The organism is Nitratireductor sp. XY-223 (assembly GCF_004959855.1).
Lineage (GTDB): Bacteria > Pseudomonadota > Alphaproteobacteria > Rhizobiales > Rhizobiaceae > Hoeflea_A.
Genome location: NZ_SPNT01000003.1, coordinates 216,867 through 239,786 on the forward strand (window position 1 = coordinate 216,867; position 22,920 = coordinate 239,786).

Here is a 22,920-nt window from a genome sequence, read left to right on the forward strand (position 1 = left end):
GAACCGGGCTGCCATCTGTTGCCATATTCGTGTTCATAGTGGCATGTCAGGCAAGGATGAATCCGGGAATTGGGGTAGATTGTGAGCGACGGCAATATATCTGACGATCAGAGCGGCTTTGGACGCTCGAGGTCCAACGGGCCGATAGTCCCGCAATCCGCCCGGCAGGCGCTCAAGCCCGAGGAAGCTCCGCAGCCGCCCAAACGGTCGGAGCGCGCACGCAGCCAGTTCGTCGTTTTCATGAACTTCATGCTGTCCCTCGTCGTCTTTCTGATGCTGGCGGCGGCCGGGGCGGTCTATTTCGGCAAGATCCAGTTTGACGGCGCAGGGCCGCTGGCGCGCAATACGCTGGTGACCGTGCGTGAAGGTTCCGGCGTCAACACGATTGCCGAGATGCTTCAGAACCGTAATGTCATCTCGAGCGCGACGATCTTCAAGTTCGGCGTCAGTGCCTACATGCCGGACGATACGCTGAAGGCCGGCGAGTACGAAATCAAGGCCGGCGCCTCGATGCGCGACGTAATGGAACTGCTGCGTTCCGGCAAATCGATCCTGCACTCGATCACCCTCGCCGAGGGGCTGACGGTCGAGCAGATTTTCAACCGCATTTCCTCCAACAGCGAATTGACCGGCGACCTGCCCGAGGAGCTTCCGCCGGAAGGTTCGCTGCGTCCGGAAACGTATAAGTTCACGCGCGGCACCACGCGTGCCGAGATCGTCGATCAGATGCGCGCCGCCCAGGCCAGGCTGATCGACGAGATCTGGGAGGACCGCCGCGCGGACCTGCCGATCAAGACCAAGGAGGAATTCGTCACCCTTGCCTCGATCGTCGAGAAGGAAACGGGCAGGGCCGACGAACGGACGCTGGTCGCGTCCGTGTTCCTCAACCGTATTGAGCGCGGCATGCGCCTGCAGAGCGACCCGACCATCATCTACGGCCTGTTCGGCGGCAAGGGCAAACCGTCCGACCGACCGATCTACCAGTCGGATATCAAGAAGCCGACACCCTACAACACCTATGTCATCGACGGACTGCCGCCGACCCCGATCGCCAATCCCGGTCGTGCCGCGCTGGAGGCCGTTGCCAATCCCTCACAGACGAATAATGTGTATTTCGTGGCGGACGGCACAGGCGGCCATGTGTTTGCCGAAACGCTGGAGCAGCACAATCGCAACGTCCGCCGCTGGCGCCAGATCGAAGCCGAGCGCGCCAAGCAGGATGAGAAGGCGGCCGAATAGAACCGGCCGCGGCAGCGGTTGCACGGCCGCTGGGAGGGTGCTGGCATGACCTTGCAATCGATGACCGGCTACGCCCATCAGGACGGAAGTCTCGGAGCTTTGCGCTGGACATGGGAATTGCGCAGCGTCAACGGCCGCGGCCTCGATACGCGCGTGCGGGTCCCCGCGGGTTTTGAACGGCTGGAGCAGGACATAAAGAAGAAACTGTCGGCTGCGTTCCGCCGTGGCAGCATCCAGGCCACGCTCAACGCCGTTCGCCAGGAAAAACAGGTCGAGGCCGTCGTCAACCAGGACGTCCTCGATGCGGCGCTGGCGCTGGCGAAAAAGCTGAGCAAGGAAATCGACGCCGAACCGCCGCGGATCGACGGCATACTCAATATCCGCGGGGTCCTCGAGTTCAGCGAACCGGCGCCGGACGACAAGACGATCAAGGCCGAACAGGCTGCAATTCTGAAGAGCCTTGATGCGGCGATCGCCGCGCTGGCCGCGATGCGGCAGGCGGAAGGCGAAAAAATCGGCGGCTTCGTCGGCGCTCAGATCGACGGTATCGAGGCCCTGGCGCGCAAGGCCGACGACGATCCCTCGACAGATCCGGAAAGCATTGCCGAGCGGCTGGGCACCCAGGTCAGGATGCTCCTGGAAACCGGTGTCGAGCTTGATGAGGACCGTCTGCACATGGAAGCCGCCATCCTCGCGGCCAAGGCGGATATCAGGGAGGAGATAGACCGCCTGCACACCCATGTCGCCGCGTGCCGTGCGCTGATCGAGGAGGGTGGCGCCGTTGGCCGCAGGCTGGATTTTTTAGCACAGGAATTTAACCGGGAATCGAATACCATCTGTTCAAAGTCCAATGCGTCGTCGGTCACGGCGGTGGGATTGGACCTCAAGGTGCTGATCGATCAGTTCCGCGAGCAGATACAGAATCTGGAATAGGAAAAGCGTAGGCCGACATGCCGTCAACGAATGTCAAGCGCAGGGGACTCATGCTGGTCCTCTCGTCACCCTCGGGAGCCGGCAAGTCGACGATTGCCAGAAACCTCCTGGAAAATGACAACGATCTGAACCTGTCTGTCAGCGTGACGACCCGCAAGCGGCGCGGCAGCGAGATCGATGGCGTGCACTACCATTTCCTTTCCGATGTCGAATTCCAGCGGCTGCGTGACACCGATGCGCTGCTCGAATGGGCCGAAGTGCACGGCAACCACTACGGTACGCCGCGCGAGCCGGTCGAACGCAGCATGGCCGCGGGAAACGACATGCTGTTCGATATCGACTGGCAGGGGGCGCTTCAGCTGCAGGAAAAAATGCCTGCCGACGTGGTTTCGGTCTTCATTCTTCCGCCCTCGCTTGCCGAGCTTCGCTCGCGCCTGCATCGGCGGGCGGAGGACAGCGAGGCGGTCATCGATAAGCGCCTGGAAAACTCCCGGGAAGAAATGGAACACTGGCGCGACTACGATTACGTCGTCATCAACGACGATCTGGACCGTGCCTATTCGGCGGTCCGCTCGATTGTTCTCGCCGAACGGTTGCGCCGGGACCGCAGGCCGGGATTGTTCGACTTCGTCTCCGGTCTGCTGGACGAAAAACTGGAGTAGACCCTGCGTCCTCCGCCCCGCGTCCCAGTTTCTGTCTTCTGGTGATGCGCCGTTATGCCCTGGCCCGATCGGCACCGGAAAGCCGCTCCGTATCGAACAGCAGCGGATCGTCCGTAAGCACCGATTCCACACCTGAGCGCAGCAGGTAACTTGCCCGCTCGGCGTCGTTGATCGTGGCGACTCCGAACTCGGTGTCGGAAGCGCGGATGAGCTGAAGGGCATGGTCGTCCACGAACTTGTCCTGCACGTGGATGATCTGAACGCCGACCTCCTCGGCGTAGGCGTCGGGATCGTCCGGCACGCAGATCAGTGCGATCGCGCGCGGCACATGCGGCAGGTTTTCGGCCACCCGGCGCATGCAACGGGCCGAGAATCCGGAGACAAACAGCTTCCGTTCATCAAACGGCCATAGCGCGGCGAGTGCCTCGCAGGCGCGGTCCGCAAGCTGGTACTCCCTGCCGGAAAGCTCCTTGAGCTCGAGTTGCAGGTTCAGACCATGTTCCGTGACGCAGCGGATGAACTCCTCAAGCGTCGGAATCCGGCAGTGCCGGAAGCCGTCGCCGAACCAACTGCCCGCATCGAGTTGTCTGATTTGGTCGAGCGTGTGCTGGGCAACGAAACCGGAACCGTCCGTCGTGCGATCGAGTTCCAGATCGTGAATGATCACCAGTTCATTGTCGGCGGTGAGCTGCACGTCGGTTTCTATCCACTTGGCGCCCATCCGGGCCGCGCGTTCGACGGCCGGCAAGGTGTTTTCAGGCGCATAGAGCGATGCGCCACGGTGTGCCAGCAGCGGCGCATCCACGATCGGAAATTCAAACGGCATACAGCTTCCTTTTGAGCTTTCGCCGCGGACTTTTGCCCGCGGCGTGCGAGGCTTTGATGTTACCCGGACCGGCCGTCGCAGCGATCTGCGCGGCGGCCGGGCATATCGAATCACCGGCAGGCTAGCGGTTCAATATGACATTCTCGATGAAGTGGTCCTTCAACTCCTTGTAGAATGGATCCTTGGCCGGGTCGACCCGGTGGGCACGCTGATCGTTGGACACCAGCGCGTAGGAGTCGTCCGCCTTGCCGTGCATGGGCGCCGTGCCGAAGTCGCGGTTGAACGCGCTCTGCGTGTCGGCGCTCGTCAGCCAGTTGATGAACACGAGAGCAGCGGCCTTGTTGCGGGCGTTGTTGGGAATTGAAACGCCGTTGCCGCCGCCGCTCATGCCCATGGCGGGGATGTAGAATTTGATGTCGGAACGCACTTCGCCGCGCTTTTGAAGACCGGCAAGATGGTCTTCCCAGGCCGGAACCATCCACAACTCCCCGTCGCTCACGCGGATAATGCTGTCGGCATTGGATGCCGTGATGACGTAGTTTTCACCGTGCTCGTTGAAGAATTCGATACCCGGCTTCAGCTTGGCCAGTTTTTCGGGCGAACTGTCCGGCGAGGAGAAGTCGACATCCGAGAGGTTGCGCATGACATTGCTGTGGAATGACGGGCCGGAACCGCCCTTCTCGAAGTTGAAGCCGAACTTTCCGGGATTGGAAGCCCAGAATTCGGCAAATTCCGTCGGGGTCTGGGGAAGGGCGGAGGCATCCACCTTTGCCGGATCGTAGGCGATACCGGTCTGGTTGCCCCAGAATGCCAGGGCACGGCCCTTTGGGTCGATCCCGACCAGGCTGCCGACCCTGTCGTCATCCTTCGGCAGATAGCCAGAAAGGTCCATGAACAGGGCTTCCATATCCTTGCTTGCCATGGCGTCGTAGCCGAGGGCCATCACATCGATGTCGCCCTCTTCGCGGTCCCTTTCGGCAAGCAGCTTGTCCTGGTTTCCCTGGTTGGTGCCTTCCGGAATGGTGACCTTGATGCCGTATTCTTCCTCGAATGGTTTTACGGCGTTGCGCAGGTCGTCGCGCAAGTACCAGACATACCAGGCCACCTGGCCTTCTTCCTTTGCCTGGGCGACGATTTCGTCCCAGGACTTGTTTTCAAGATCGCCGGCAAAGGCGAGCGAGATTGACGCGGTCAGCGCCGCCGATGCAAGAGCCAGTTTCTTCAGCATTGCTTTGTTTCCTCCGGTTCATGGGGCATTCACGCCATGCCCTTGCCGGAACTCATACTGGGATTTGCCGAACGCAGCAGCTTTTCCAGAAACAGCATGAGTATGACGTTGGGAACGACGAGAATCAGGGACAACACCGCCGCGTTGGGTCGCACGAAATCCTGCCCCAGCGACCCGAACAGAAGTGTCGGGATGGTGACGAAATTCGGCGAGCCGACAATAAAGGCGATGGCGAATTCTTCGATGGACTGAATGAAAACGATCAGCAGGGAAGCCAGGATGCCTGGCTTCAGCGCGGGGAGGTATGCAACGCGCCACCGTGCGATTGTCGACGCGCTGAGGTCGCGCGCCGCATCGATATGGTCCTGCCGAACCTGCTCGAAGCTGACGGTCATGATGCGGATTGCGTACGGCAGAAACAGCACGCTGTGCGCAAACAGGATGGCACCGAAGCGCCAGGCGTGGAGACCGAGGCTGAAGAGCAGCGAGGTAAAGAAGATCGCGGTCACGAAGGGTGGCACCACGAGCGGCAGCAGCGCGATCACCTTGGCGACCTCCCGGCCGGGAAAACTGATCCTGCCGAGGGCAAATGACGTCGGGATCGCCAGAAGCAAGGTCAGGATCGCCGCGCTCGGCGCCAGTGTGTAGGAGTTGAGGAGTGCCTCTTTCAACGAGGAATTCACCCACATATTGTGCCAGCGATAAAAGGACACAACCGGCGGCATCAGCTTGTCGGCCGTCCACGGCTCTGCCGGATCGACCAGAGACCACAGCACCGCCATGGTGAAGGGGATTATCAGCCAGAGCGTACAGACGGCGATCAGCAGGTAGATGAGAAAGCGGTTGATCAGTTCGCGGGTCATCGGAACCGCCTCCCGCTGAGGATGAAGCGCGCCGCGAAGGCCAGCAGTGCGGAACCGACGAGGGCGACGACCATGAGCGAGACGCCGACCACGGCGGCGTCGTGCCAGCGGCCTCCGTCCTTGTAGAAGACCATGAGCTGGGCCATCGACTGTCTGTTGGTCGGTCCGGCAATGACCTGGAACGAGAAATCCGCTACCGCGCCGATGAAGATGATCACCAGGGCGGCCTGCATCGCCGATATGGTCAGCGGCGCAATCACCTTGCGGAACCGCGCCATGCTGCCGGCGCCAAGGTCACGCGCGGCGTCAAGCACGTCGTCGCTGATACCCTGCACGGCGCCGGTGAGGATCAGCAGCGCAAACGGCATGTTCTTCCAGGTCTGCAGTATGAGAACGCCGATGGCGTTGGAATCGTTCTGCAGGCGGCGCGGGCCTTCCCAAAGCCCGATCCATTGCATGAACTGGTTGAGGACACCGTGATAGGCGATCACGTTGATGAACAGGAAAGCCGCGACCAGCCCGTGCACGAGCAGCGGCGCTTTCAATATGGCCCCGACGGCGACGGAACCGGTGAAGGGCTTTCGCAGCCACAGCGCCAGCGGATAGGCGAGCGCCACGGAAAACAGCGCGCTCAAAATGCCGATATAGAGCGAATAGCGCACTGCGCGCCCATAGGCTCTGCGCTCGAGCACGCCGGCCCAGTGTTCGGCGCTGAGGAGGCTTTCGCCGGTCAGGTTGTAAAGCCCGAAGGACTGGACGATGGCGATGTAGACCACCGTTCCGATGAGCGCGACGATCAGGCCGAGACCGGGCGTCAGGAGCAGAATAACCTGTAGCCAGCGCCGCCAGGTCATTGCATCGACTCCAGCATCACGATGTCCTGGGGCCGGATGGAAAAGGCGAGGTTCTCGCCGGACCGGACCGTCGGCTCCGGAAGCTGGACCCTGAAGGTCTGCTCGGCGGCGGTAAAGAAAAGGTCCGTGAAACTGCCCTGGAACGACCGTTCGGAAATCTGCGTCTCAATGCGGTTCGGTCCGTTGCCGTCCGGCTGGACCACCTCCGGACGCCAGCAGATCTTGATCTTCTTTGATTTCGGTTCGGTGCCGCTTGCCGCAACGAGTTCGCCAAGCGGGGTCGAAAGGACCCAGTGATCCTCTCCCTTGCCACCGATCACTTCGGCATCCAGGACATTCGCCCCGCCGATGAAATCCGCGACGAAACTTGTCCTGGGGGACCAGTAGAGTTCCTCCGGCGAGGCGATCTGCTCGATCCGGCCGCCATTCATGATCATCACCCGGTCCGAAAGCGCCAGGGCCTCCGACTGGTCGTGCGTGACGTAGATGGCGGTGAGATTGTAGTCCTTCTGGATCCTGCGTATTTCCATGCGCACCGTGTCGCGCAGCTTCGCGTCCAGATTCGAGAGCGGCTCATCGAACAGAATCACTGTGGGGCGCATGATCAGCGCCCGTCCAAGGGCCACGCGCTGCTGCTGGCCGCCGGAAAGCTGGTTGGGCAGTTTTTCCAGTTGCGGCCCGAGCTTGAGCTGTTCGGCGACGCGATCCAGCCGCTGGTCGCGTTCGGCTGCGGCGATGCGCTTCTGTCTGAGACCGAACTCGAGGTTTTCGCGTACGCTCAAATGCGGAAACAGCGCATAGGACTGGAAGCACATTGCCGTATCACGCGTCTCCGGCGGCACATGCGTGACCTCCTTGCCGGCGATATGAATGGTGCCCGCCGTTGGCTTCAGGAAACCGGAAATCAGCTTGAGCAGTGTCGTCTTGCCGCAGCCGCTGGGACCCAGAAGGGTAACGAATTCTCCTTCGTCGACACTGACGGAGATGTCCGGCAGTGCGAGAAAATCGCCGAAGCGCATCTGCAGCCCGTTGACCTGTACCGTGCCCAATTCATCCCTCCCTTTCGCTCTGGTCGGAAACGGTCGATGCCTGAAAACGGTCGGGGTGACCGCTCTCAATCAGTTCACCCTCTGGCATTTTATTATTACTCATTATATGTAATATTTATGACATCCGATGCCACATCGTCAAGTGGCTCTGTGTCACGCCTGTCGGTAGGCGTCCGGAAGGCCTTTCCGGCGCCGAATATCCGGCGGTCGCGTCACAACAGCCGGCCGGGGCGTAAAAGTGCCGGGAAGGAGCAGTACTCGCCCGGCAGATTGTTAGTAACGCGTCGAAGGGACTTGGAATTACTGTCCGTCAGACGCTAGTCTTGTGGTCTGATTCAGGAACTTGTGCGGATGGACTCAGTCGCAAATACGGAAAGACTTGTGCTGTCGGACAGTGAGCGCGAGATCCTGAACATCGTGCGTCGGCACGGATCCATCTCGCGCGCCGACATAACCGACTTCACCAATCTATCTCAGCAATCCGTCTATCGCCTCGTCGACAACCTGCTGCAGGCCCGCCTTCTGAAAACGCAAAAGGCGATTGTAAAGGGCCGCGGAAAGCCGAGCCCGCAGATTACGCTCGATACGTCGTCAACGACGTCGATCGGCGTATCGGTCAGCACCAACGCCGTTGAGTATATTGCGGTCGATCTTTCCGGCAGTCCGGTGTGCAGCGGCATATTGGCGTCCCGGCCCAATGATCTAGAGGCCGTTCTGATTGAACTGTCCGAGCTGTTATCCGGTCTTTCAATGGATGGGCCGCTATCCAAGCGCCGTTTCATTGGAATCGGCGTTGCGGTTCAGGGCTACAGGACCACGCATCGCAATCGCTTCACGACGCCGGTGCCGATTGACAGCTGGGCGCGCATCCCGATTGACGAGATCGTGGAAGAGCGTTTGAACCACGCGTCATTTGTTGAGAACAACGCAACCAGCGCCGCCATTGCGGAACTTTATTGCGGCGGCGGAAAACGGCACCGGTGCTTCGGGTATCTCTCATTCAATCTGGGCTTCGGCAGCGGCGTCATTTGGGACGAGAAGCCGATCTTCGGGGGCCACGGCAATGCCGGCGAAATCAGCTCGATCTTCCTGGATGAGGAATCCCACCACAGGCCCGCGCTCGGAGAGCTTTTGAAGCGTCTCTCGGATCGCGGCCGCGCACTCACTTTCCAACAGCTGCTGGATGAATTCGACCCGAGCTGGGACGGAATCACGGAGTGGGTCGATGAGGTCAAGCCGAGCCTGGATCTGTCGATCCGGGCGCTTTCGGCAATACTGGATCCGAATGCGATCTTCTTCGGCGGGGAAGCGCCGGCGGCGCTTCGCAGGCTGCTCATCGAAGCTTGCGAGCCGCCGGAAAAGGACCGGTTCGGCACGCCGAAGCCGTATCCCGAACTGTTGCTGAGCGAACTTGACGGAGATGCTGCGACGCTTGGTGCTGCCATGTTGCCGCTGCAGCAGATCGTCTTCCGCAACCACGCATTTTGATCTCGGCCATCACCCGAGCGCTTGGGCCAGCCTGCAGAACTCGGCAACCGTAAGCGTTTCGGCGCGTCGTTGCGGATCGATGCCGGCGCCGACGAGCAAGGGCTCGCCGCCGACGGCCTTGAGGCTCTGCCGCAGCATCTTGCGGCGCTGCCCGAACGCGGCCTGCGTAACCCTGGCGAGGTTTGCCGCCGAACAGGCAAGGGGCGCTGCGCGTGGCGTCAGGTGAACCACCGAGGACGTCACCTTGGGTGGCGGGGTGAAGGCCTGGCGCGGCACGTCGAAGGCGAGACCGGCCTCGGTGCGCCATCCGGCGAGAACGCTCAGCCGGCCATAGGCGCCCGAGCCGGGGGCGGCGACGATGCGCTGTGCCACTTCCTTCTGGAACATCAGGGTGAGGGAGTCGAAATAGGGCGGCCATGGCTCCGTCAGCAGCCAACTGACGAGAAGCGGCGTTCCGATATTGTAGGGAAGGTTCGACACGATCCTGATCCGCTCGCCTGCCGCAAGCACGGAGAAATCCACCTCCAGCGCATCGCCCTCGACGATATCGAGGCGGTCCGGATAGTGTTCGCCGATTTCATGAAGCGCCGGCAGGCAGCGCTCGTCCCGCTCGACGGCAATCACCTTTCGGGCGCCGCAGGCAAGAAGGGCCCGCGTCAGCCCTCCGGGTCCGGGGCCGACTTCGAGGACGACGGCATCCTCGAGATTGCCGGCCGCCCGTGCGATTTTCTGCGTCAGGTTGAGATCAAGCAGGAAGTTCTGCCCGAGCGACTTTTTGGCGTTGAGACCGTACCGGCTGATCGTCTCGCGCAGCGGCGGAAGCCCGTCGATTGCAGGCATTAGTCCGGCTCCCCGGCGTTTGCTGCCGTCATTGCCGCGGCAAGCCTGATGGCTGCGATCAGACTGTCGGGACGGGCCGCGCCCGTGCCGGCGATGTTGAATGCCGTTCCATGGTCAGGTGATGTGCGAATGAAGGGCAGTCCGAGCGTCGTGTTGACCGTGTCGTCGAAACCAAGTGCCTTTGCCGGAATCAATGCCTGGTCGTGATACATGCAGATGGCGGCGTCGTAGCGGCTTCGTGCTGCATCGTGAAACATAGTATCGGCGGGCAGGGGGCCGAAGGCATCGATGCCGGCCGACCTCAGCCTCGACACGGCCGGTCGGACAATGTCGTTGTCTTCGCTGCCGAGCGCGCCGTCTTCGCCGGCATGCGGATTGAGGCCGGCGACAGCCAATCGCGGTTCGGCGATGCCGAAGCGCCTCTTGAGATCGGTCGCCGTGATGGTCGCGGTTTCGACAACCAGCTCGGTCGATAGCGCATCGGGAACGGAACGGAGGGGAATGTGCACGGTCACGGGTACCGCACGCAGCCTTGGGCCGGCCAGCATCATGATCGGCCGGTGGCTGGTCTTGTAGTGCCGCAACGCGAGTTCGGCGAGAAACTCCGTGTGCCCGGGAAAGGCAAATCCAGCCGCATAAAGCTCCGATTTCGCTATCGGGTTGGTAATCACGGCGTTGGCTGAGCCGTCAACGGTCATCGACACGGCCCGCTCGATGGACTCGATGATCGCCGCGGCATTTGCCCGGTCCGGTTTACCGGCCTCGGCATCCACCGGATTGGTCAACGGCAGGACTGGCAGTCCGTCGCCCACGGAACCCGCGTCGGCGGCGCTGTCGATCCGGTCGATCGTCAATTCGATGCCAAGGCGGTCGGCCCTCTGTAGAAGGGTCGCCGGGCAGGCGATGACCAGCAGGGGCGGGAGCTTTAGCTCCGCCCGCCGGCTCCACATCGAGACCGTGATATCCGGGCCGATCCCTGCGGGATCGCCCATCGTCAGCGCCAGGGGCGCGGCGTTCCGGGCTTGGGCCATGGTCCGAAGGCTCAACGGGTCACTTGTAAATGACCCGGGCCCTCTCGCGCAGTTCCTTAAGGTACTTTTCGCTGTTTTTGTTCCGGCTGCCCGCATCCGCAGACTGTTCCGAACGGAAGACCATCTCGGCCGCAAGATCGTCTGAGACCTCCCTGCTTGAGCAAATGGCAATGAACTCGACGCCGCGATCCGTGACCCGCGTGGCCGTTGCTTTGCCGGAGGGCGTCTTCTCGATCAGCGCCTTCCAGTCCGGAGGCAGCGCAGGCTGCATGACACGGCCGAGATCCCTCACGGAAACGTCCCTCAGCCCCTTGGCAAACTGCCGCGTACTGTCACAGCTCACAAACCGCCCGCGCATGGAGTCGGCCTCGCGTTTGCGGCTGTTCAGGATCGATTTGCGCTTGGCTGCCGGGACCACGAAGATCACCTGCTGCAGAATGTACTCCGTCGTCTTCGGTTTCTCGCCACCGCGTTCCAGCATCTTTGCGACGAGATCCTCGGTGCTCATGCGCCCGCCCGAGTTGAACCGGGCGTTGACAACGCGCGGCCACGACATTTGCACGCGGATGAACTCCTTGAAGTGGTTGGCGCCCACGCCGGCCTGATTGAGCATTTGCGAGAGCTGCTTGCTGGACAGCTTGTTGGCTGAGGCAAATCGGGCAAAGGACTGATTGACCTGCGCGTCGCTCACGGCTGCACGCAGCCGCGAGATCTCGGTCATCTTGATGGCCTCCTCGACCAGTTGTTCACGTGCCTTTTTCTTCAGGTCGCCGCGTTCGCGCTGCAACTGCAGGAGCTTGACCCGCCTTTGGACGTCGCCCGAAGTAATCGCCTCGCCGTTCACGACAATGGCGATCCTCGCGGCAAGCGCAGGGTTGGCGTATGCGGTGGCTGCTGCGATGGCCATAGCCACTATGAGTACGAATTTTGCAATCACCGGAATTGGCAATCTGCTAAGACCGCTGTTCATTGTTCCAGTTCCTCGTTCCCCCTCAGGTGGACATTTTCGCAAAACTAAGCGTCGCGGTAAATCCCACCGATATTTTGGCAAAATAAAGGCTTTTGCCGTACCGAACGCCGAGATGCACCGCCCGAATCGCCCGGCCCGATCAACTAGTTGTTATTTGTGAGTTCACTGAAACTGCTGGAGCCGAAATTGACGGAACCGAGTGTGCGCAGGCTGATCTTGGCGCCGACGCTCCAGTCAATGGCGGAGTCCACATCGCGCTGTTGCGTGTACGAAAGCGTAATGGCGAAACATTCGTCGGCATAGCCGAAACCGATGGTGTTGTCCGCCATGAATTTGTTCTCGATGTCGTAGCTGATCGAACCAAAGGCGCGCCAGTATTCGGCAAATTTTACCGAGGCCGCGCCCTTGAGCTCGTTCCGGCTGGTTGTCGAACCGTATCCGGGCTGCGGTTTCACCGTGGTGTGCGCAAATGACGTGCTGACGATCTTGCCGCTGTAGGAGACGCCGACATCGGAGCGTTGCAGGGTGAATGACGTTTCGTCGAAGCGGCCTTCCGCGGTCATCGAAAAGCCGTTGGGAAGATCGACCCCCACACTGCCGACATAATCGGAGCGGTCCGTTTCAAGTCCGGAAAACGCGCCGACATTGACAAGATCGTCCGTTGCGAAGGAATTCAGACCGGCGATCTGGTAGGACTGGCCGAAAATGCCGCGCAATGAGACACCGTTGCGCATGGTCCCTGTGTAGCGCACGCCGAGATTGGCGCGGGTGCCGCCTTCCATGCGGTCATAACCCGAGAACTTGTCCCTTTCGAACAGCGTGCTGGCGTCGAACACGAAGCTCTGTGCGTCCTCATTGGGAAGGCCGCCGGCGAGCTGTTCGTCGTTGCGTGCAAAGATCTGGCCGATCGGCTCCAGGATGTGCGAGGCTCCGCTCGTCACGATCTGGATCGGGTAGCGCGCCTCGAGGCCGGCGGTCAGCAGGCCGCGCGCCGGCGTGGTCTGCGTGGTGAACGGCCCGGTGTAACCCATCGGCGCATCGACATCGAGGTGATAGAGATCGCCACGGGCGGCCGCGATCGGGGTGATCAGCAGGCCCTGATCCGTGACGATTGTCCGTTTCCACTCGAGTTCGGTCGTCAGCCGGGTACTCGTGCCTTCGACGCCCGGATATTTGTCGTTGGTGGTATCGACCTCGGCCTCATCGCGGGTCAGGCTCAATAGGTTGGCGTTGAGCGTAAGCTCGCCGCCGGCCACCGGCCTGTCGAAGGTCCGCGTGTAGTCCATCGAAGGGTGCACGATCGGCTGCTCTTCCTCGGCGGTGCTCGTGGCGAGAGTCGACTGGATGTCGAAGTAAAAACCCCTGAGATCGAAGAAATTACGCCCTGAAAGGCCTGTCAGATAGACCTGGGAGGTCTGGGTTACCTGATTGTAGCCGCTGATGTCGTATGTGTTGGAGAAGCTGTTGTCGCTCTGGACCATCACGTCCCAGCCGAACATCCAGCGCGGATTGATCTTGAATTCGCCCTGCGAAGCGATCATGCCGCGGTTTTCCACACCGGCGTCCACGGAGCCCGCATCGAAGGCGTCGGGCGAAAGCTGGTGGATGCCGGCGATCTTGAGGATGTGCTTGCCGGATTCGAACTGCTGGCGGAACTCGGCTTCTCCAAGGAAACCCTGCCTGGTGTAGCCCGACACCGTCACGGTCAGATCGTAATAGGGGCTGAGGGCGAAGTAGTATGGAACGCCGACCTTCGCCCCAAGCTGCTTGCTGTAGCTGAAGGAGGGGATCAGGAACCCGCTTTTGCGTTTAACGGTATGGTCCGGAACGACAAGGAAGGGAAGATAGGCGATCGGCCGGCCGAACAGCTCGAAATGCGCGCCTTCAAGGCGGATCGTTTGCGTTCTCCCGTCCTGGGTGACCCGCCGCGCCTTGATTTGCCATAGCGGCGGCTTGCTCGGATCTTCCTCGCAGATTTCGCAGGCCGTGTAGACGCCGTTGTTCAGGGTCGTTCGCTCGCCGTCGAACCGCTGCGCGCTGTCGGCGACGATCCGCGTGTTGTCCGGACGTTCGATGCGCAACGCGTTGACGAATCCGTCTCCGAAATCGTCCGTAACATCGAGTTCCTGGGCATAGATGATATTGCCGTCCGGCTCGATCATCTCGATGTCGCCATAGGCCTTCAACCGCCCCGTCCGCTGATGGTACTCGAGCCGGCGCGCCACCATGCGGTAACCATCGAATTCGACCTGAACCGCACCCGTGGCTATGACGGTCTGGTTGTCCTGGTTGAAGACCAACTCATTCGCGGTGAGCAGCAACTGGGCGTCGGGGGAAGCCTGTATATTTATGTCGGTCCCGTTGACGGACTGCGCGTGGGCGCGCGAAACGGCGGAATCCAGCGCCGAACTTGCCGTGAGGGCAGCGATAAGACCTGCGATACGCAACATGTTATTTTTGCAGATCGCCCCCGATCCCACTATCCATCCTCCTTGTGGAGAAGCACCGTTATCCCCAGTGCCGACGCGACAATCGCAGGCAGCCATGCAGCCACGAAGGGCGGCACGGCGCCGGCAGTCCCGAATGATTTCGCCAGCACTGACACGACATAAAGCAGAAACCCGGCCAATATGCCAGCCAAAATCACCGCTCCGGACTGACCAAATCTCACAAATTTTAAAGACACTGTTGCAGCAATCAGCGTCATCGCGACCAACAGCAAAGGCAGGGCGAGAAGCGACTGATATTGCATCGCAAATGCATTGGCGCCGAGGCCGAAGGACCGGGCGACCTCGATTTTTCGGGGCAACTCGAAAAACGAGATGGATTGGGGCGAGGCCAGCGTCTCTTCAACGAATTCGGGGCGCAGGTTGGTTTTGACCGTCGTTTCCGCCACAAAAACGGGCTTCTCGCCCCGGTCGATTCGGGTCGCGTTCTGCAGCGACCACTGGCCGTCCTGCAACAGGGCTTTCTCGGCGTCCAGCCTTGAAGTTATGCCTCCATCCTCGTCGAAGCGAAGGAACGTCGCACCGCCCAGAAGCAGGCCCCTGCGGGCCACGGATTCGGCGCCGATTATCGTAACGCCGTCTGCCGTACGCTGCCGCAGCCAGGGCGGGCGTTCGATTGTTCCCACGGTTCCGCGCTTGATACCAAGTCCGAGCTCCAGTTCCTGCACCTTTGAAAGCGCGTAGGCTGAAAACGGATTGACGACCGTGATCATGACCACCCCGATCAGGAAACTCGCGGCGCAAAGCGGTGTGAGGAACTGCCAGGCCGAAATGCCGGCCGAGCGGGCGACGACCAGTTCATATTTCCGGTTGAGAACCAGAAGAACCGATATCGAGGAGAACAGGATCACGAAGGGGACCGTCTCCTGGATGATGTTGGGAAGTCGCAACAGGGAGAGCAGCGCCCCAAGGCCGAGCGTGTAGTCCGGTAGGCGCGACGCACGGCTCGAAAACTCTGTAAAATCAACCATGTATATGATTGCGAGAACACCGAGGATGAACCAGCAGGTCATCACGACGTAGCGTCTGAAGAGGTATCGCCAGAGCGTGAAGCCGATCATTGCGCGCTCCTTCTTCCGTTGCCCGTCAATTCGGACAGCCAGTTTCGCAGATGCGCCATGGCCGGTTGCTCATCGGAAAACACGCGGCTCGACAGGTCGAGCAGGAAACGCGGCGTCCTGAACGTCCAGTTCGTGATCATCAGCAGCGTGCAGATCGCGATCGCCCCGAGCGGCACCGCGTAGCATAATATGCTGAATATGCGGCTGCTGGACGATTCATCCACCGCGTAGAACCCGAATCCGCGCAGCAGGAAGGCAATCGAGGCCGCTGTGACCACGCTCCAGACCTGCTCGTGCCGGTTGGAGTGGGCCTTTCCCAGGAAATAGACGGTGATGAAGCCGAATGTGAGCGGATAAAGCCATTCCGACAGCCGTTTGTTGATGCGTTTTATGAAATCGCGCGGATTGCGCTCGTAATAGGGATCCTGCGGATCCGGATTGAACAGGTAGCTGGTTGGCCTTTCCTTCGGCACCGGGGCGCCCGTTTGGCCGGAGCCGCCGCCGATCAGGCTGAGGTCCAGGGCGTAGGTCGCAAAGCGTATGATCGACACATTGCCGCTGCCGTTTTCCCTCCGGTGCAATTCGCCGTCGGAAAGGACCAGCAGGTCCTTGCCGCCGCTTTCCGTAAATGCTCCGTGCTTGGCGTAGTAGAGCAGATCGAAATCCTCGTCGCGTTCATCGGCCAGGAAGATGCCGCCGAGCTGTCCGCCCGGCAGTTTGTCGGCAACGCTGACATAAAGGTTGTTTTCCACCTTGTGGAAGGTGCCCGATTGGACGGCCGCCGAGAAAAGATCGGCGGATGCCTGGTTCACCAGGATCTTGATCTGCTTGTTCACCCAGGGCTCGACATAGTTGCTCTCGGCAAGGCTGAGCAGCGACATCAACGCTGCGACAAGCAGGATCGGACGGGCAATCAGCGCGCGCGATCCCCCCGATGCTTCGATGACCGCGAGCTCGGAATCCGAATTCATCGTACTGAGCGTCTGCGCCGCTCCGATCATCAGCGCGAAAGGCATCACGATGACCATCATGGTCGGCATGACCAGGCCGGCCAGCCTGAGAAAGGCAAGCAGGGACTGGCCCGTCGAGCTGAGCAGATCGACACGAAGCAGCACCTGAGTAGTCATGGCGATCGTGGCCGTCGCCAGCAGCGTGCCGATGGACAATACGAGCACCCTGCGCAGTATGTAGCGTTCAATCTGGTTCATGCAGCAAAGTTCCGGCCGACCACCACACCGGCCGCGAATTTCCGCGACCGGAGCCACCCACTATTTGCTTATACCTAACACGGGGTGAGCAGGGATAGTAAACACTTCATTAACTCCTTGTACCAACCGGCAAGGTCCGGCGATTTCGCCGAATCACTGCCCGGCAGCCGGATTATTCCTTGTCTGAGCGGCGCCGTTTCTTAAACCCGTCAAATTCTGGACTTGTTATTGCGTACGAAAACGCCAACATGTTCATCTGACCGTTGTCGTTCCCCTCATGGACTTTCGTCCCAATACCCACTGAAATTGCGGAGCTTTTATGTCGCGGAAAATCACAATCAATTTCTCGAAGTCGTCGGCGATCGATGGTGGGCTGGTCGTTCTGCTGTGCCCGGAGGGCGGAGAACTTCCGCAGAGCGCGGCACAGGCCGACCCGGAAGGTGTCCTGAAACGTGCCATGGACGTCGCCGAATTCGAAGGCAAGAAATTTGCCGCGCTTGAGATGCTTGTTCCCCAGGGAAGTTCTGCGGATCGGATCGCGGTCGTCGGTATAGGCGATCCGGCGGAGCTGAACGGCAAGGACTGGCTGCGAATCGGCGGTGCGGTTTTCGGACAGGTCAAGAAATCACAGAAGGTGACCGTCTTTGCCGATGCGGGGGATTCGGAGGTTCCGGCGGACGAGATTGCCAACATTGCCCTGGGGATCCTGCTGCGCAGCTACCGGTTCGATGCCTACAAGACAAAGAAGAATGACAACGGAAAAAGCGGAAAGAACGACAGCGTCGCCGTCACGCTGGTCAGCGGCAACGCGGCATCGGCCAAGAAGGCATTCGCATCCGCGCGTGCGGTGGCAGACGGTGTGGCGCTCGCGCGCGACCTCGTCAATGAACCGGCAAATGTTCTCGGTCCCGTCGAATTCGCGAAAAAGGCCAGCGCGTTGGAAAAGCTCGGCGTGGAGGTGGAGATCCTGACCGAGAAGGAGATGAAGAAGCTCGGCATGCACGCGCTGCTCGGCGTGGCGCAGGGCTCGGTGCGCCCGCCGCGGCTGGCCGTCATGCAGTGGAAAGGCGGCAAACAGAAACAAAAGCCCATCGCCTTCATCGGCAAGGGCGTCGTTTTCGACACCGGCGGCATCTCGCTGAAGCCGGGCGCCGGGATGGAGGACATGAAAGGGGACATGGGCGGAGCCGCCGCGGTTCTGGGGCTGATGCACGCCCTTGCGGCGCGCAAGGCCAAAGCCAATGTGATCGGCATACTCGGCCTGGTCGAAAACATGCCCGACGGCAATGCCCAGCGGCCGGGCGACATCGTGACGTCCATGTCCGGCCAGACAATCGAGGTCATCAATACCGACGCGGAAGGGCGCCTGGTCCTGTGTGACGCGCTCTGGTATTGCCGGGACCGTTTCGAGCCGCAGTTCATGATCAATCTGGCGACCCTGACGGGTGCCATCATCGTCGCGCTTGGCCACCACCATGCGGGATTGTTTTCCAACGACGATGAGCTGTGCGACCGGCTTTCGCAAGCCGGCAACACCACCGGCGAGCAGGTGTGGCGCATGCCGCTCGCACCCGAATATGACAAGCTGATCGATTCCAAGTTCGCCGACATGAAGAATGTCGGCGGACGATGGGCGGGCTCGATCACCGCGGGACAGTTCCTCCAGCGCTTTGTCAACGAAACGCCGTGGGCGCATCTCGATATCGCCGGAACGGCGATGGGCTCCCCGCAAACGGAGATCAACCGTTCCTGGGCGTCGGGATTCGGAGTGAGGCTGCTCGACGAACTCGTGCGCGCCCATTACGAGCGCTGATCCACACCCTGGCGGTTGTCCCTCAACGGCGTCCGGGTGTAGCTTCGCTCGAATGACGGACGTGCTTTTTTATCATCTGACCGAGTCGCGCCTCGAGGATGCGCTTCCGCCGCTGCTTGAAAAGAGCCTGGAGCGCGGCTGGCGTGTCGTGGTGCAGGCCGGCAGCGAGGAACGCCGCGATGCGCTGGACCAGCATTTGTGGACCTATCGCGACGAGAGCTTCCTGCCGCACGGGACGGATGCGTCACTGCAGCCGGACCGCCAACCGGTTCTGATCTGCGCGACGCAGAGCAACGCCAATTCCGCGCAGGTGCGCTTTCTGGTCGACGGCGCCGAACCTTCCGGTCTGGACGAATACGAGCGGGCGGTCTTCATGTTCGACGGCCACGACCGGGCGCAGGTCGAAACGGCGCGCGCCCACTGGAAGGCGCTGAAGGACGCCGGTCACGAGCTGACCTATTGGCAGCAGACCGAGGACCGGCGCTGGGAGAAAAAGGCTTGACGGAATTAATCCGGCAAAGCCGTCTGCCGGTCGCGTTCATCCTGTTGCTGTTAGCCTATTTCCTGGTTCAGTCGCTGTCATTTTCCGCTTTCAAGAGCGGCGCCGATATCGATACCACCGAACTGATGATGTACAACCAGTTCTGGTCGCTGGGATATTGGGGCAGCCAGCCGCCGCTCTACAACTGGCTGACGCATCTTGCGGCCGATATTTTCGGCACATCGGTCTTTGTCTATGCAGCAGTCAAATTCATGCTGTTGTTCCTGGCCTTTGCGTGCGTCTATCTGTCGGCGCGGGAACTGGGCTTTCGCACCGGTCCGGCCATTGCCTCGACACTGGGCATCTTTGCGGTGCCGGAAATCGCCTGGGAGGCCCAGCGGGCGCTGTCCCACAGCGCCGCCGTCAACGCGTTTTGCGCGATGAGCCTCTTTGCATTCGTCCGGCTGAGAAACCACCGCCGCATTGCGGACTACGGGTTCTTCGGTCTCGCGGCCGCCGCGGCAGTGCTGTCCAAGTACAACGGGGTCCTTTTCGTTGCTGCCCTGTTGCTGGCCGCCCTGACGATAGGCAGCTTTTCCCGGCCCATCCGCGACAGGAAGATCGTCGTGTCGGCGGTCGTGTTCGGCGCAGCCATTCTCCCGCATCTGTTGTGGGTACTGGCAAATCTGGACATTGTATTCCACAGGCAAATCAAGTTTGGGATTGGCGACGGCATCGCTTCGGCCGGGGACCGGCTGTCCGCGTTTCTTTCGTGGGCCGGGTCGACTGTCCTGACCTCGGCCGTTGTCATGGTCGCCGTGGGAGCGGCCTTCGTTGTCGACAGGTTCCGCGGCCGTGCCTGGACGGTTGAGATCGGCGATGCAAGCAGATTGCTGGTGTGCCTCATCCTCATATTCCAGCTTGTATTGCTTGGAATGTTGCTGGTCTTCGGTGCCACCAGGATGGAGAACCGCTGGCTGCAGCCGGTCCTGCTCATTCTGCCGTTGACCGTGTTGGCGCTTTTTGGCAGCGGTCCGCGACCTGCGTCTTCCGAAGAGCCAATCGGTAATCCCGGATTGACAAGGACTTTTTCCGTTCTTGGCTTGGTCGTCATGGCAGTTACCCTTGTCGCCCTGCCGGTCTCGGAGACGGTCATGGGCAGGATCAAGGGGAACGAGACCCACTATGCCTACGACGTATTGTTGAATGAACTCGAGACGCGCCTGTCAGGGCCGGTCGGCACGGTCGTGTCCAATGAGTCGGACGTGTTCGGAAACATTCTTCTCTATGAACCGGGCATAGGATTCTACAACGACAATCTGGTTCGCGCCGGTCACCCGGTCCAGGCGCCCGCCGTGCTGATGTGGTCAGGACACGGTGATGTTCCCGGGCACCTGTCGGCCGTCGCCAGAGAACTGGGATTTACCGGCAATGACAGCCGGGTTTTCCGTTCAAGCATGCCGGTCAACGGCAATGAGAGGACGGTTGACTACAGCTATATCGTACGCGAGGAAACTGACCGATAGCCGCTGATACCGGTGCCGCTTCGTTTTGCCCGCAGGGTGTGTGCCGATTGCGATTTAAATCCTGTTCCATTCCTGCTAAGAGCCGTTTGGAGCTGATCACAACCGCTCTAGACTCCAAGACAGCCAGGCAATGTTCGTGCGCGCCATTCTCAGTCCCCTGAAAAACCTTGAACTTGACCCGGCCTCGCAGGACTGGCGGCGCGCCGGCCTGGCAGCCTGCACCATCCTGACACTGTACCGGATCGTCCTGTTCCTCTTCGACCAGACCGATCTGTTTGTCGACGAATCGCAGTACTGGCTTTGGGGTCAGAATCTCGATTTCGGCTATTATTCGAAGCCGCCGCTGATCGCCTGGACGATAAGGCTGTTCACGGAACTCGGGCAGAGCGACTCGATATTCTGGGTGCGTCTGCCGGTGCCGCTTTTTCATTTCGCGACGGCTCTGATCCTGGGTTCGCTTGCCCGATATCTGTACGATGAACGCATCGCCTGCTGGGTGATGATCTCCTATATCACCATGCCCGCAGTGACGCTGGGCAGCGCGGTGATTTCGACCGACACGATCATGGCGCCTTTCTTTTCGCTGGCGCTGCTTTTCTATTTCCGGCTTCTGAACGAGGACAAGGCCCGCTACGCGCTGCTGGCCGGGGCCATGGCCGGTCTGGCCTTCCTGGCCAAATATGCCGGCATTTACTTTGTCGTCTGCGCGGTACTCGCAGCCGTCTTCATGTCCAAGGCGCGGCCTTCATTGCGCAACGGACTGCTGGTGCTGGTGACGTTCGTCATTGTCGCCATGCCCAACCTTGTCTGGAACTATCTGAACGACCTGTCGACCTTCGAGCACACCCTCGACAATGCCGACTGGGTGCGCCGCAGTTCCAGTGATCTGGACCTGAAATACCTCAAGCTTGCCGAGTTCTTTTTCAGTCAGTTCGGCGTTTTCGGCCCGATCCTGTTCGGATCGCTGATCGCCAGCGTCTACAAGGCGCGGGAAACGGATGCCCGCATCCTGTTGTTCTTCTCGGTACCGATTATCCTCATTGTCTGCGTCCAGGCCCTGCTGTCGAAGGCCTATGCCAACTGGGCCGTCGCCGCCTATTTCGGCGGCACGGTCCTGGTCGTCGCGGGGCTGTTGCAGGAACGCTTCTATCGCCTGCTCAGTCTGTCCGTCTGGATCGGTGTCGTCGTAGCCGTCGGCTTGCCGATCCTGACGGCCATTGCCTACCACGTCAGCGTCGATGGCGAAAAACCGGCACTCAAGCGCCTGCTCGGACGCGAGCGGCTGAGCCAGGAACTGATCGAGGCTGCGAAGGAGAACAATGCCGACATCATCCTTGCCGCGGGCCGCGATATCCTCGCGGACCTTTTCTATACCGGCCGTGATGCGGGTTTTGTCATCCGCTCGATAAGGCCGCGCGGCCGCCCGACGAACTACTACCAGCTCAACTACGCGCTGGATGAGAGCACGCCCGGACAGGTGGTCCTGTGGGTGGCGGGGCGTCCGACCGTCGAGTGCGACGGCGAGACGATCGAGCCGGTGAGAACGCTGACCACTCAGGGCGGCGCCTACCACGGCGGCGCCATGTATGCGTTCGTGATGGACCGTGGATGTTTCGATGGCTGAATCGGCGCACGGCCAGCTCACCAAGAGGATACTGCTGGCGCTTGGAATCCTCTTTCTGGTGTTCAATCTCTTTCCCGGCGTCGATATCTGGGTTTCCACGCTGTTTTACGACGGGGTCACCGGCAGCTGGACGGCCAACAACGCGTTGTTCCATGCCTATCGCAGTTCCTTCAACGTGGTCAGCATCGGGCTCGCCGTAACCTGTCTCGCGCTTTGGGTTGTTTCGGTCTGGCGTGGGCCGGTGTTCTCGGTGCCGGGGCCCATATGGGGTTTCGTTCCGCTTCTTTACATCCTCGGGCCGGGTATTCTGGTGAACGTTGTTTTGAAGAACATGTGGGGCCGGGCACGGCCGGGTGATGTGGTCGAGTTCGGCGGCGACAGGACGTTCTCTCCCGCCTTCATCCTTTCGGATCAGTGCGAGAGCAACTGTTCCTTCGTTTCGGGCGAGGGCTCCGGCGCGACGGCGTTCTTCATCTCCGTGCTGGTATTGAGCGCCTACATCCCGCATCCGTCGCTGCGGCGCTGGGTGGTCGGACTTGCGCTGGTCTGTGCGTCGCTTGCCGCGTTCCTTCGCGTCCTCAAGGGACGGCATTTTCTTTCCGACACGCTGGGTTCGGTGCTGTTCGTCTCGCTGGTCGCGGTGCTGCTTCACTGGTTGCTGGTCGGCAGGGCGGGCGGGAAGCAGAAGGGCGCCACGGGCGAACTCTGAAACCGGAG

At 60.8% G+C, this 22,920-nt stretch carries 20 protein-coding genes; 9 read left to right on the forward strand and 11 right to left on the reverse strand.

Annotated elements, in window-relative coordinates; all coding sequences use genetic code 11:
• The first annotated feature begins 81 nt into the window (after positions 1–81).
• From mltG to gmk, 3 genes are read left to right on the forward strand one after another with little or no spacing between them, the layout of a single operon-like run.
• Positions 82–1,239 (forward strand): endolytic transglycosylase MltG, encoded by a 1,158-nt coding sequence (gene mltG / locus E4M07_RS12610; RefSeq protein WP_136658706.1) that lies wholly within the window; start codon positions 82–84, stop codon positions 1,237–1,239.
• A 45-nt stretch (positions 1,240–1,284) separates the two neighbouring features.
• Positions 1,285–2,172 carry a YicC/YloC family endoribonuclease gene (locus tag E4M07_RS12615; RefSeq protein WP_136658707.1) on the forward strand — a complete coding sequence of 296 codons (888 nt, stop codon included), beginning with the start codon at positions 1,285–1,287 and terminating at the stop codon, positions 2,170–2,172.
• A 17-nt stretch (positions 2,173–2,189) separates the two neighbouring features.
• Entirely contained in the window at positions 2,190–2,834 is a 645-nt protein-coding gene (gmk, locus tag E4M07_RS12620; RefSeq protein WP_246660442.1) for a guanylate kinase, read from the forward strand.
• A 52-nt stretch (positions 2,835–2,886) separates the two neighbouring features.
• Here gmk and E4M07_RS12625 read toward each other — a convergent pair whose 3' ends face one another.
• From E4M07_RS12625 to E4M07_RS12645, 5 genes are all read right to left on the reverse strand, one after another.
• Positions 2,887–3,660 (reverse strand): glycerophosphodiester phosphodiesterase family protein, encoded by a 774-nt coding sequence (locus tag E4M07_RS12625; protein WP_136658708.1) that lies wholly within the window; start codon positions 3,658–3,660, stop codon positions 2,887–2,889.
• 121 nt (positions 3,661–3,781) lie between these two features.
• Positions 3,782–4,888, reverse strand: coding sequence for an extracellular solute-binding protein (locus E4M07_RS12630; protein ID WP_136658709.1), 1,107 nt, complete (start codon positions 4,886–4,888; stop codon positions 3,782–3,784).
• Positions 4,889–4,917: 29 nt separating this feature from the next.
• A complete protein-coding gene (locus tag E4M07_RS12635) occupies positions 4,918–5,751 on the reverse strand; it encodes an ABC transporter permease subunit (protein WP_136658710.1) in 834 nt (277 codons plus the stop codon).
• Positions 5,748–6,605: an ABC transporter permease gene (locus E4M07_RS12640; RefSeq protein WP_136658711.1), complete on the reverse strand. Its 858-nt coding sequence runs from the start codon at positions 6,603–6,605 to the stop codon at positions 5,748–5,750. Before E4M07_RS12640 ends, E4M07_RS12635 begins: the two co-directional genes overlap by 4 nt.
• The gene (locus E4M07_RS12645; protein WP_206057238.1) at positions 6,602–7,654 is read right to left on the reverse strand and encodes an ABC transporter ATP-binding protein; all 1,053 of its coding nucleotides are present in this window, start codon (positions 7,652–7,654) and stop codon (positions 6,602–6,604) included. Before E4M07_RS12645 ends, E4M07_RS12640 begins: the two co-directional genes overlap by 4 nt.
• A gap of 351 nt (positions 7,655–8,005) precedes the next feature.
• On the opposite strand from E4M07_RS12645, the gene E4M07_RS12650 reads away from it, so the two are divergent.
• Positions 8,006–9,142: an ROK family transcriptional regulator gene (locus E4M07_RS12650; RefSeq protein ID WP_136658712.1), complete on the forward strand. Its 1,137-nt coding sequence runs from the start codon at positions 8,006–8,008 to the stop codon at positions 9,140–9,142.
• A gap of 9 nt (positions 9,143–9,151) precedes the next feature.
• On the opposite strand, the gene rsmA is transcribed toward E4M07_RS12650, so the two are convergent.
• The 6 genes from rsmA to E4M07_RS12680 form a co-directional block, all read right to left on the reverse strand.
• Positions 9,152–9,982, reverse strand: coding sequence for a 16S rRNA (adenine(1518)-N(6)/adenine(1519)-N(6))-dimethyltransferase RsmA (gene rsmA, locus E4M07_RS12655; protein WP_136658713.1), 831 nt, complete (start codon positions 9,980–9,982; stop codon positions 9,152–9,154).
• Positions 9,982–11,013 (reverse strand): 4-hydroxythreonine-4-phosphate dehydrogenase PdxA, encoded by a 1,032-nt coding sequence (gene pdxA / locus E4M07_RS12660; RefSeq protein WP_136658714.1) that lies wholly within the window; start codon positions 11,011–11,013, stop codon positions 9,982–9,984. Before pdxA ends, rsmA begins: the two co-directional genes overlap by 1 nt.
• A 19-nt stretch (positions 11,014–11,032) precedes the next feature.
• Positions 11,033–11,983 (reverse strand): peptidylprolyl isomerase, encoded by a 951-nt coding sequence (locus E4M07_RS12665; RefSeq protein ID WP_136658715.1) that lies wholly within the window; start codon positions 11,981–11,983, stop codon positions 11,033–11,035.
• A 143-nt stretch (positions 11,984–12,126) separates the two neighbouring features.
• Positions 12,127–14,433 (reverse strand): LPS-assembly protein LptD, encoded by a 2,307-nt coding sequence (locus E4M07_RS12670; protein ID WP_136658716.1) that lies wholly within the window; start codon positions 14,431–14,433, stop codon positions 12,127–12,129.
• Positions 14,434–14,462: 29 nt separating this feature from the next.
• A complete protein-coding gene (gene lptG, locus E4M07_RS12675; RefSeq protein WP_136658717.1) occupies positions 14,463–15,551 on the reverse strand; it encodes an LPS export ABC transporter permease LptG in 1,089 nt (362 codons plus the stop codon).
• A complete protein-coding gene (locus E4M07_RS12680; RefSeq protein WP_136658718.1) occupies positions 15,548–16,759 on the reverse strand; it encodes an LptF/LptG family permease in 1,212 nt (403 codons plus the stop codon). Before E4M07_RS12680 ends, lptG begins: the two co-directional genes overlap by 4 nt.
• A gap of 319 nt (positions 16,760–17,078) precedes the next feature.
• Between E4M07_RS12680 and E4M07_RS12685 the strand changes: the two genes are divergently transcribed.
• The 5 genes from E4M07_RS12685 (at position 17,079) to E4M07_RS12705 (ending at position 22,912) form a co-directional block, all read left to right on the forward strand.
• Positions 17,079–18,572, forward strand: a complete 1,494-nt coding sequence (locus E4M07_RS12685; RefSeq protein ID WP_136658719.1) for a leucyl aminopeptidase — start codon at positions 17,079–17,081, stop codon at positions 18,570–18,572.
• Between the two features lie 52 nt (positions 18,573–18,624).
• Positions 18,625–19,074, forward strand: coding sequence for a DNA polymerase III subunit chi (locus E4M07_RS12690; RefSeq protein ID WP_136658720.1), 450 nt, complete (start codon positions 18,625–18,627; stop codon positions 19,072–19,074).
• Positions 19,071–20,579, forward strand: coding sequence for a glycosyltransferase family 39 protein (locus E4M07_RS12695; protein WP_136658721.1), 1,509 nt, complete (start codon positions 19,071–19,073; stop codon positions 20,577–20,579). The genes E4M07_RS12690 and E4M07_RS12695 overlap by 4 nt, the downstream gene beginning before the upstream one ends.
• A gap of 136 nt (positions 20,580–20,715) precedes the next feature.
• On the forward strand, positions 20,716–22,203 hold the full coding sequence (locus tag E4M07_RS12700) for a glycosyltransferase family 39 protein (RefSeq protein WP_169054200.1): 1,488 nt from the start codon (positions 20,716–20,718) through the stop codon (positions 22,201–22,203).
• Positions 22,196–22,912, forward strand: coding sequence for a phosphatase PAP2 family protein (locus E4M07_RS12705; protein ID WP_136658723.1), 717 nt, complete (start codon positions 22,196–22,198; stop codon positions 22,910–22,912). The genes E4M07_RS12700 and E4M07_RS12705 overlap by 8 nt, the downstream gene beginning before the upstream one ends.
• Positions 22,913–22,920: the final 8 nt, after the last annotated feature.